7 protein-coding genes and 1 tRNA gene are annotated in these 8,150 nt (G+C 31.1%); 4 read left to right on the top strand and 4 right to left on the bottom strand.

Going from position 1 to position 8,150, the window contains the following annotated elements:
* Positions 1-329: 329 nt before the first annotated feature.
* Entirely contained in the window at positions 330-2,447 is a 2,118-nt protein-coding gene (locus B0A64_RS17765; RefSeq protein ID WP_089480837.1) for a glutamine--tRNA ligase/YqeY domain fusion protein, read from the bottom strand.
* 131 nt (positions 2,448-2,578) lie between these two features.
* On the opposite strand from B0A64_RS17765, the gene B0A64_RS17760 reads away from it, so the two are divergent.
* The 3 genes from B0A64_RS17760 (at position 2,579) to B0A64_RS25250 (ending at position 3,364) form a co-directional block, all read left to right on the top strand.
* A complete protein-coding gene (locus B0A64_RS17760; RefSeq protein WP_089480836.1) occupies positions 2,579-2,794 on the top strand; it encodes a hypothetical protein in 216 nt (71 codons plus the stop codon).
* A 46-nt stretch (positions 2,795-2,840) separates the two neighbouring features.
* Positions 2,841-3,200, top strand: a complete 360-nt coding sequence (gene folB, locus B0A64_RS17755) for a dihydroneopterin aldolase (protein ID WP_089480835.1) — start codon at positions 2,841-2,843, stop codon at positions 3,198-3,200.
* A 93-nt stretch (positions 3,201-3,293) separates the two neighbouring features.
* Positions 3,294-3,364, top strand: a tRNA-Cys gene (locus B0A64_RS25250).
* A 218-nt stretch (positions 3,365-3,582) separates the two neighbouring features.
* Here the strand turns inward: B0A64_RS25250 and B0A64_RS17750 are convergent.
* The 3 genes from B0A64_RS17750 to rnr are packed head-to-tail and all read right to left on the bottom strand — an operon-like array spanning position 3,583 to position 7,151.
* On the bottom strand, positions 3,583-4,263 hold the full coding sequence (locus B0A64_RS17750) for a LysE family translocator (protein WP_089480834.1): 681 nt from the start codon (positions 4,261-4,263) through the stop codon (positions 3,583-3,585).
* Positions 4,264-4,277: 14 nt separating this feature from the next.
* On the bottom strand, positions 4,278-4,946 hold the full coding sequence (locus B0A64_RS17745) for a head GIN domain-containing protein (RefSeq protein ID WP_089480833.1): 669 nt from the start codon (positions 4,944-4,946) through the stop codon (positions 4,278-4,280).
* Between the two features lie 24 nt (positions 4,947-4,970).
* On the bottom strand, positions 4,971-7,151 hold the full coding sequence (rnr, locus tag B0A64_RS17740; protein ID WP_089480832.1) for a ribonuclease R: 2,181 nt from the start codon (positions 7,149-7,151) through the stop codon (positions 4,971-4,973).
* A 197-nt stretch (positions 7,152-7,348) separates the two neighbouring features.
* Between rnr and B0A64_RS17735 the strand changes: the two genes are divergently transcribed.
* Positions 7,349-7,582, top strand: coding sequence for a DUF2007 domain-containing protein (locus B0A64_RS17735; protein ID WP_089480831.1), 234 nt, complete (start codon positions 7,349-7,351; stop codon positions 7,580-7,582).
* The last annotated feature ends 568 nt before the right edge of the window (positions 7,583-8,150 follow it).

The following is an 8,150-nucleotide window of genomic DNA, read 5'->3' as shown; positions in this document are numbered from 1 at the left end:
GTATAAAAATATTTAATTGAAAATTGAAAAAAGTAAAGAGGTGTTATTAAATTCTAGTAAAACAAAATCAATAATCGAGTTTATAAACAATTCTTTGTTAATAACCCGAAAAACATAGAAAAACAGCAACCAAAACTTAAATAAAGACTTCTGTTTAACGATTTTTAGAAAGATGATTAATGAGGTGAAAGAATAGAAAAATAAGCTTAAAATTAAGCTGTGAAAGCTGCTTTTAATATAAAATATCTATAAATTTATAAAATCAATAGAAAAAATAAATAATAAAAAAAGCGCTTATAAAAAGCGCTTTTCAATAGATTAAAATGATGTTATATCTTTACCATTTCCTTGAGAATTTCAATTTCTCTTTCAGAAGCAGTTTTTGGTGGATTTGAATATAATTTCAAAATATCATCGTCAAACTGATTTCTCAAACTTAAATCTTCTAAATCTCTTAAATTTAAAAGTGCTTTTGATCGAACATACGTTGACTCACTTCTAAGTGACATGGTATATAATTTTTTAATATCTTCTTCTTCAAAATCAGCCGATTTTAAATGCGAATATTTCAAGATAAACTGGGCAAATAACAATGAACCTTTATTATTGTTGATGTTTTTCTTTAATGAATTTTGTAATAAAGAAAAACTAGAAACATTTTTGATGCTCTCCCCTATTGCACTTTCAATCGCAATACGTTCCGGTTTAGTCTCTACTTTAAAATATTTATTGATGTCTTTTAAAGAATTATTGATGCTGTTTTCTTCTTTTTTACCTTTTTCTTCCCACGCATCTTTTAGTCCAACAGTTTTGTTAAATACTAATTTTGAAGGAGTTGAATCTTTATCAACGGTAAAATAACCTAAACGTTGAAACTGAAATTTATCTTCATTTTGTGCTGTTGATAAACTTGGTTCAATAAATCCTGTAATGATTTCTAACGAATTTGGATTCACAAAATCTAAGAAGTTTTTCTCTTTATAACTGTCCGGAGCTTCATCTGTAAACAAACGATCGTACATACGAACTTCAGCTTCTACTGCATGCGAAATAGAAACCCAATGCAATGTTCCAGACACTTTTCTTTGGCTTGCTTCTGTCCCACTTCCGCTCAAAGAATCTGTATCATAAGTGACATGAATCTCTGTAATATTCCCTTCAGAATCTTTTATAACACTTTCACCTTTAATGATATAAGCATTTTTAAGACGTACTTCTTTTCCTAAAGTCAAACGGAAAAACTTCGCTGGAGCTTCTTCAAGAAAATCTTCTCTCTCAATGTATAATTCACGAGAAAAAGGTACTTTTCTAAAACCTGCATTCTCATCTTCCTGATTATTCTCAGCTTCCAGCCACTCTTCTTTTCCTTCAGGATAATTTGTAATTACCAATTTTACAGGATCTAAAACCGCCATTACACGAGGTGCAATTTTGTTTAAATCTTCACGAATACAAAATTCTAAAACCGATACATTGATCAAATTATCACGTTTTGCAATTCCAATTGTATTAGCAAAATTACGCAAAGATACAGCTGTATAACCGCGTCTTCTTAATCCTGAAATGGTTGACATTCTTGGATCATCCCAACCGTTAACATGCTTTTCTTTAACTAGTTGCTGTAATTTTCTTTTACTAACAACGGTATGTGATAAGTTACGTCTGGCAAATTCTCTTTGTTTTGGACGTAGCTTACTATCTTCTAAAATCTGGTCTAAAAACCAATCGTATAATTCACGGTGAGGTAAAAACTCCAGGGTACAAAATGAGTGTGAAATACCTTCTAAATAATCACTTTGTCCATGAGCCCAGTCATACATTGGATAAATTTTCCAATCGTCTCCGGTTCTATGATGATGTCTGTGTAAAATCCTGTACATGATAGGATCACGCATCAACATATTAGTCGATTTCATATCTATTTTTGCACGAAGAATATGAGTTCCAGCCTCAAATTCACCATTTTTCATTCTTTCAAACAAGTCTAAATTTTCTTCAACAGAACGATTTCTATACGGAGAATCTGTTCCAATTGTTGAAGGAGTACCTTTTTGAACCGCCATATCTTCAGAAGATTGACTGTCTACATAGGCTTTATCTTTTTTAATCAATAAAACTGCCCAATCGTATAATTGCTGAAAATAATCTGAAGCATAACGTTCCTCAGACCAGGTATATCCCAGCCATTCAACGTCTTTTTTAATGGCATCGACAAATTCCTGTTCTTCTTTTTCAGGATTGGTATCATCAAAACGTAAATTCACAGGAGATTGATAATCAATTCCTAAACCAAAATTTAATGCAATAGAACTTGCATGACCAATGTGTAAATAACCATTTGGTTCTGGTGGAAAACGAAAATGAAGTTTACTTTGTGAAAGACCTGATTTTAAATCTTCTTCTATGATTTGTTCAATAAAATTGAGTGATTTCTCTTCTGATGCCATTATTTTATAGTAATTTTAGCAAAGATAAAAAAGTTTACAGTTATCGGTTTACAGTTTACAGTTTTCTTTAAAAACTTCTCAGTAAGCATAAAACTTAATTTATTAGTATTTTTGTATAAATATTGAAAGCTATGAGACAATTAACTGTTACAATTCCAGACGATTTTTACGAAACTTTTATTAGTTTTTTTAAACATGTTCCTGATGTTTCTATAGACGAAAACACAGGGAATGAAATTCCGCTATGGCAGCAAGAAATGGTTTTAGATCGTATAAAAAATGCTAAACCAGAGGATTATATTAGCTGGGAAGAATCTAAAAAAGAAATGGATGAAAAATGGCTGTAACATCCAATCACCAAGATCCAAACATTACTAGAATAAAATTATAAAAATGGGAATCATAAAATTAAAAAACATTCGTACTTTTTCCTACCACGGATGCATGATTGAAGAAGGAAAAATTGGATCTGATTATACTGTCGATCTAAAAATTAAAACTAATTTAGAAAAATCAGCTCAAACAGATCACCTTGCAGACACCGTTGATTATGTACATTTGAATAAAATTGTTACCGAAGAAATGGCAATTCGTTCCCATTTATTAGAACATGTAGCCAAAAGAATCAATATTCGTGTGCTGGCAGAGATCAAAACTGCAGAAAAAACAACAGTTTGGGTTTCTAAAATAAATCCTCCTATTGGTGGTGATGTTGAATCAGTTACTATAAAAATGTCTGAAATTAGACATTAATTCTTTCCCGAAAAAAGCTAATTTTTTAAAATAGTTACTTTTAATCTTTTGAAATTTAAAGATTTTAGTTACTTTTGCCATCCGTTCAACTACGGCGTCGTGGCCGAGCGGCTAGGCTGGGCTCTGCAAAAGCTCCTACTCCGGTTCGAATCCGGACGATGCCTCTAAAACCTTCAAAGCAATTTGAAGGTTTTTTTATGTTTAAATTTTACCGCATTATTGTCCTTGCGAGGAACGAAGCAATCACATTAAGTGTATAACAATTTGTAAACTCATGCTAGTGAGATTGCTTCGTTCCTCGCAAAGACTAACTGAGACTTATAAGCATAAAAAAACCTCTGAAATTCAGAGGTTTAAATTTATATTTTTGAGTTATTAACAACTACTTTTTATCAATCTTCTCAAAAGCATTTCTAACCATTTCCTTTTCTTTAGGAAACCAACCCTGAGTTATTAACACCAATCCAAAAATCATTAAAACAATACTAATTCCTTTTTTAATTTTTAGAATATTAGTTGGTGTCATTTTTGATTTTAACTGTTTGGCTAATAATATTTTAATACAATCTACTACTAAATAAGTGATAATAACTGCAGTAAAAAAAGTAAACATCCTTGAGTTTTGCATCTCTAATTTTGGTCCTACAGAAATAATAACTGCTAACCAAAAACCTAATACACCAATGTTAATAACGTTGAGTAAAAAGCCTTTTACAAACAAACTGCCATAATTTCTTTTGATGATATCACGATCAATTTCTTCATCATCAATTTTTTCTTCGTTTCGTAATCTCACAAAGGAAATTAGTCCGTAAGCCAGCATAATAATTCCGCCAAAAATAAAAAGTGCCGGTTTATCTTTTAAGCTCTGAATTAATCTGTAACTCCCCAGATAGGCAATTGCTATAAAAAAAATATCACCTAACACTACGCCAAGATCAAAGACTATTGCTGCTCTAAACCCTTTTGTAATACTGGTTTCCAGTAGTATAAAAAATACCGGACCTACCATAAAACTTAAAAAAAGTCCCCATGGCAGTCCAGCCAAAATATCATTTATCATTCAAATACGATTTCTTATTTTACTTCTTCTATTTTACCTCCAAAAACTGTTTTCTGATTAATTTGTTTTGGTTTTCCATAAATGTAAATAGAGCCTCCTGCGCTCACTTTTGCATCTACAAGGGTAGAAGCATTCACATCTGCTTTTCCTCCCGCAGAAACGCTTACTTTAGTTTGAGACGTGGCTAATTTACTTCCTAAGAAATATCCACCAGCTCCTAAACTTGCATCAAGGTTATCTGCTTTACCAGTTGCTGTAATTTCTCCACCAGAAACTGAGCTTACTTTAAGTTTATCAACATCTAAAACTACATTAATTTTAGCACCTTCCTGTGCACTAACTTTAAACGAAGTCGCTTTTATCGCTTCTGTATTTGTAACATCGGCACCTTCATTAGCATCAATTAATTCGATATGTTTATAATACAAAGTTACCTGAAGATCGTTTCCTGACAATAGTTTAGGAAAAGGCATTCTTAATTTTAATATTCCGTTTTTATTAACAGCTTCTAACTCTGCTTCTCTTGTTCCTTTTATAACAATTTTATTTTCAGTTGACTGAACTAATTTTACACTTAATTTATCAAATACTTTAACCGTATCAAAATCACCTAATTCTTTGGTAACCTGACCAAAAGACATTTGAACAAATAAAATTGCCGCTCCTATAATTAACTTTTTCATACTTTTATTTTTATAATTAAACCTCTATTCTGCTCGTCGCAAAAAATGAAAATCCAGTTGTTTCTTTACTAAATCGGCATTTTTAACTTTTACGTATATTTCATCACCTAATTGCAAAATACTATTTGAAGTTGCTCCAACCAAAGCATATTGCTTTTCATCGAATGTATAATAATCATCTTTAATTTCTCTGATTCTTACCATTCCTTCGCATTTGTTAGAAACAATTTCAACATAAATTCCCCACTCGGTAACACCCGAAATAACTCCAAGGAATTCTTCGTCCTGATGATCCTGCATGTATTTAACCTGCATGTATTTTATACTATCACGTTCAGCATTAGTCGCTAAACTTTCCATATTCGAACAATGTAAACATTTCGTTTCATAAACTTCTTCGTCTACAGAAGCGCCATTATCCAGATAATATTGCAGCAAACGATGTACCATAACGTCTGGATAACGACGAATTGGCGAAGTAAAATGACTATAATAATCAAAAGCTAATCCATAATGTCCAATGTTTTCTGTCGAATATTTGGCTTTACTCATACTTCTAATCGCAAGAGTATCAATTAAGTTTTGCTCTTTTTTACCATTTACTTCTTCCATCAAAGCATTCAATGATTTCGAAATATCTCCTTTGTTTCTAAAATCTATTTTATAACCAAATTTGGCAATTACGGTTTGCATCGCAATTAATTTGTCTTCGTTTGGTTCATCGTGAATTCTGTAAACAAATGTTTTCTTTTGTTTACCAATATATTCTGCCACTTTTCTGTTGGCAAGAAGCATGAATTCTTCGATTAGATGATTAGCATCCTTAGAAACTTTAAAGTAAACTCCTTCTGGTTCTCCCTGCTCATCTAAATTGAATTTTACTTCGACTTTATCAAAAGAAATAGCGCCATTGGCCATTCTTTTCTTTCTTAAAATCTTAGCTAATTCATCTAATTTTAAAGTCGCTTCGACAATTTCATCTGAAACCACATAAGAATCTCCGGTAATCGAAATATCAACCGGAATGGTATTGTCTTTTGTTTCAATGATATACTGTGCTTCTTCATAAGCAAAACGCTGATCTGAATAAATTACCGTTCTGCCAAACCATTGGTTAATAACTTGTGCATTCTCTGAAACTTCAAAAATTGCTGAGAATGTATATTTCTCTTCATTTGGACGCAATGAACACGCAAAATTAGATAAAACCTCCGGAAGCATTGGCACTACTCTATCGACCAAATAAACTGATGTTGCTCTTTGATAGGCTTCATCATCCAGGATTGTTCCTTCTTCAAGATAATACGAAACATCGGCGATATGTATTCCTATTTCGTAGTTTCCGTTTTCTAACTTTTTGAAAGACAAGGCATCATCAAAATCTTTTGCATCTTTTGGATCTATCGTAAAGGTAAGTGTATCACGCATATCACGACGTTTTGCAATTTCAGATTCCTGGATTGAGGTATCTATCTTTTGTGCATAAACCTCTACTTCTACCGGAAAATCTGATGGTAAACCATATTCAGCCAAAATAGCGTGAATTTCAGTATTGTGTTCTCCTGGTTTTCCTAAAACTCTAATCACGGATCCAAACGGGCTATCTGCTCTTTTGGGCCAATCTTCGATGGTAACTAAAACAACATCACCATTTTCTGCTTCACCAATTTTATCCTTTGGAATAAAAATATCGGTATACATTTTAGGATTTGCCGTAGATACAAAAGCAAAATTTGCCTGAATATCTATCACTCCTACGAACTCTGTTTTATTTCTTTCTACAACTTCAATTACTTCACCTTCAGGTCTTTTTCCTTTTCTACGGTTATAAACATAAACTTTTACTTTGTCTTTGTCTAAAGCACGATTCAAATTATTGGTTGGGATAAAAACATCTTCACTAAAATCAGGACAAATAAAATACGCCGTTTTTCTGCTGGTCATATCAATTGTTCCTTCGTAATAATCCTGACTTTCGGCTTTTACTAAATATTTGCCTGGTTCAGATTCTATAATTTTCTTTGAAGCAGCCAGAATTTTTAAATCTTTTATAATCTGGTTTCTGCTTTTTGTATCATCAAGTTCAAGCTTTGCTCCTATCTGTTTGTAATTAAATGCTTTATTAGGACTTTGCGATAAAATTTTTATTATTTTACTGGAGAAATCTTTCTCATTTTTTATCGGCTTTCTAATTTTCTTACTCATATATCTTTTCTTAAAAAGTTAAAATTACAAATAAGATATCAGATTATAGATTTTAACAAATAAATTATTAAAAATATAACTTTCAAAGGCAGCTATTTATTGATTTTCAAGTGTCATTTGCAATTCACTTATTTAAATTAGTACCAGCGACAAATTTTTAGTAATGCTCATTTCGTATCTTTACAAAAAGACCCTTTATGGAAAGCTTTCAAACTATTGCCATATTCAATTATCTGCACGAAACTGTAGTTCTAAAACACTTATTAGAACAAGAAGAGATTCCGTATTATTTTGAAAACGAAATGACCTTATCTGTCGTCCCAATGTACACGACGGCACTGGGTGGAATTAAACTCAAAGTTCATCCAAACGATTTCGAAGAAGTTCAACAAATTCTGGACAATCTTAATAACCCACTTAAAATTGTTTAGACACATCTATTTTTCAATTTCAAAAAATTATTTTTCTTTTTAAACTTTCAAAGTTGTCAACATATATTAAATACAACAAAAAGAAAAATTTAATTTAAATTAATTTATGGTTGTTATTATAGCTTGTTAATATGTGCTATAAATTTATTTTTAAAAGTATTGAAATCAAGTTTCGCTTAGTTATATTGAGTTATCAACATACTTATATTTGGTTAAAAGTCTAGTTTATAAGACTTTTTGTATTTTAATTAACAACGGTTAACAACCAAAAAGTAATTGATTTTGTAGATAAGTTGATAGGTTGATTTTTGTTGAAAATGGCATTTTTGATATTGATAACTTTTCCAAAAATTCATCAAACTTTATTAGGTTATTTCATTCCGGTTTTGGATTAGGTTTTTTTTCGACACAACCAAAAAAAACTTCTAATTTTCTATCTCAACTTATTAACAAATAATGTTAACTTAAAGTTAATTGAATATCAACGAATTACGTTTTACTATTAACATTATAAAATTTTAACAAAATCATTGATTATTATTTATTGATTATGAGTTACTTACAGAGT

Origin of the sequence: Flavobacterium araucananum (genome assembly GCF_002222055.1) — a bacterium.
GTDB lineage: Bacteria > Bacteroidota > Bacteroidia > Flavobacteriales > Flavobacteriaceae > Flavobacterium > Flavobacterium araucananum.
The sequence above is the reverse complement of the archived record's forward strand: the minus strand, read 5'-3'. Positions and strand labels throughout refer to the sequence as shown.

Bases quoted from the DNA above. Each gene is read 5' to 3' on its own strand.
- B0A64_RS17765 (WP_089480837.1), bottom strand. From the start codon at position 2,447: ATGGCATCAGAAGAGAAATCACTCAATTTTATTGAACAAATCATAGAA.
- B0A64_RS17760 (WP_089480836.1), top strand. From the start codon at position 2,579: ATGAGACAATTAACTGTTACAATTCCAGACGATTTTTACGAAACTTTT.
- folB (WP_089480835.1), top strand. From the start codon at position 2,841: ATGGGAATCATAAAATTAAAAAACATTCGTACTTTTTCCTACCACGGA.
- B0A64_RS17750 (WP_089480834.1), bottom strand. From the start codon at position 4,263: ATGATAAATGATATTTTGGCTGGACTGCCATGGGGACTTTTTTTAAGT.
- B0A64_RS17745 (WP_089480833.1), bottom strand. From the start codon at position 4,946: ATGAAAAAGTTAATTATAGGAGCGGCAATTTTATTTGTTCAAATGTCT.
- rnr (WP_089480832.1), bottom strand. From the start codon at position 7,151: ATGAGTAAGAAAATTAGAAAGCCGATAAAAAATGAGAAAGATTTCTCC.
- B0A64_RS17735 (WP_089480831.1), top strand. From the start codon at position 7,349: ATGGAAAGCTTTCAAACTATTGCCATATTCAATTATCTGCACGAAACT.